Here is a 2,235-nt window from a genome sequence, read left to right as displayed (position 1 = left end):
GGTTGGTGTTAATCAATCCACATCATTTGCTAATTATGTAGATAAAATACCGGTTCTCTCTCAATATAGCAACAGGTTACGAAAAGAAGTAACTGCACTCAAATCCCCTTAAATACTAGCTCGCCTGTAGGATATTGTTTTCTGTACGTTTCTTTTTTCCATGAAGTACATAGTATAAAAAGATACTCGCAAATACGACCACTGCCAAAGTTAGATACAATCCACGAAAACCAACTATAGGGATGATAAATCCTAATAGAAAAGGACCAATCCCTACCCCTGAATCCATGAATATGAAAAAGGTTGAGGTCGCAAGTCCCACTCGGTGCCGTGGTGATTCCTTTATAGCAATTGCTTGACAACAAGAATTCATCGTTCCAAATCCAAGACCAATTAACGCTCCTGCTAAAAGGAGAGTGAATCCATGGTGGGCTTGACTAAGAGTAACTAATCCGATCACAAATAATATTAATGCTGGATACATTACAATGTTATCTCCTTTTTTATCTAATAACCGTCCAGTAAATGGTCTTGAAATCAAGATGAAGACAGCATATACAATAAAGAAGAAACTTGCCGTATCTATTAAATCAATTTCTTTTGCATAAGAATTAATAAATGACAGAATACCTGAGTAAGCAAAACCCATAATGGCAATAATGATGGAGATGGGAATAGCCTTTATTTCGAAAAAGTCTTTCAACTTAAAACCTTTCATCGCATCAAGCTGTTCTTTTGTGATGTCTCCTTCAGGGATATGCACAAATAATAAGATAATAGTACTTATGAGAGAGAAAAGTGTACAGACTATAAATATCATCGTAAAACTTCCTTGTTGGCTGATATAAAGACCTAAGAAAGGTCCAACTGCCATTGCAAGAGTTATACTTAATGAAAAATAGCTTATTCCTTCTCCTCGACGTTCATTCGGAATAATATCCATGACAACTGCTGTTATAGCTGTGGTAAACACACCAAACGCTGCTCCATGAATAAAACGAATAAACAATAATACGTTCATGTTTTCTACAATAAAATATAACAACATCATAATCAAAAATAAAAATAATCCGCCATAAAGCATCTGTTTTCTCCCAATGATCTCAAGATATTTTCCAGCAAAAAGACGTGAAACTAGTGCACCCACTACAAATATACTAGACGCAAGACCGGCCATGCTTTGTGAAGCATTAAATTCTTCAACCGCATAAACGGTTAAAGTCGTTATTAATAAATAAAAGGTTAAAGCCCCAAAAAAAGTTGATGCGGACATGATGATAAAATCTTTTGTCCATAATTTTGATTTATTCACCTTTATTCCTCCTATTTCTGTTATTTTTATGTTTAGTAGTATTTTTTATACTGTTTTTGCTAGACCTTAAAAAACTCAATAAAGTTCATCTCAAAAACCAATTTATTGAAAAAATTATCCATGTAACTATATACCTTGGTTTTCTAAAACTCAAATGATTTAATTTTCTCTATAAAAGCTCTGTTCCACAATCTGGTCCTTTAACGGAATAATGTAACTAACGTTTTTTTAACAACAGTAATGCAAGCCATGTTGTGACTTTAAGAGATAAATTGCACACTTTTAAAGGCTAAATTGCATTGTTCTTATCACTTCCTTTTTCTAGATTCCCTTCCACCGTTTAACATTTGTATCCCCTTCCAAGAAAATATTTAAATTTTGCAAACTTTTTACCAGGTATTATATTGACCGTTCACTAGTTTTATGTATATAATGATAATGATAATCGTTATCAATTGATATATTTTCTTCTAACTAAAAAGGAGATGACAATATGGTCTATTAAATCAACTTCCTAAAGAGTATCTATAAATTACCAGTAAATAAATGAAACATTGGAGGTGTGATTGAAGTGAACACTCTTCGTCTTAGGACTGATGAAGTCTATCCGCACCCTGTAATAACCCATATCGATTTACTCGGATCTTCCATTTATTCAATCGGATTTATGACGGAAGATCATCAAAATTATAGTTACAAACCATCGTAAAGTATTTTATATTTACAATAAATTAATTGGATTTTAAATACTTTGAAATGACTAAATAGAGTACACAGTAAAAATATTCATATTTTAGGAATCAAGGGTTTTACACATACCCTAGAATATACATTAATAGTGCTAGTTAATCAGTCAATCCATCATTTTAATCATAGATACATAGGGTTCAACAGAAATAGTAGGAGGATGTTTAGATGAGTAA

2 protein-coding genes are annotated in these 2,235 nt (G+C 32.4%); one reads left to right on the top strand and one right to left on the bottom strand.

All coding sequences use genetic code 11. The annotated features are described in order from the left end of the window. Nucleotides 1–115: 115 nt before the first annotated feature. Entirely contained in the window at nt 116–1,312 is a 1,197-nt protein-coding gene (locus JMM81_RS22480; protein ID WP_256243791.1) for an MFS transporter, read from the bottom strand. A gap of 562 nt (nt 1,313–1,874) precedes the next feature. Between JMM81_RS22480 and JMM81_RS22475 the strand changes: the two genes are divergently transcribed. Continuing rightward, nucleotides 1,875–2,021, top strand: a complete 147-nt coding sequence (locus tag JMM81_RS22475) for a hypothetical protein (RefSeq protein WP_256243789.1) — start codon at nt 1,875–1,877, stop codon at nt 2,019–2,021. The last annotated feature ends 214 nt before the right edge of the window (nt 2,022–2,235 follow it).

This window comes from Bacillus sp. V3B, assembly GCF_024494465.1.
GTDB lineage: Bacteria > Bacillota > Bacilli > Bacillales > Cytobacillaceae > Bacillus_BD.
The sequence above is the reverse complement of the archived record's forward strand: the minus strand, read 5'-3'. Positions and strand labels throughout refer to the sequence as shown.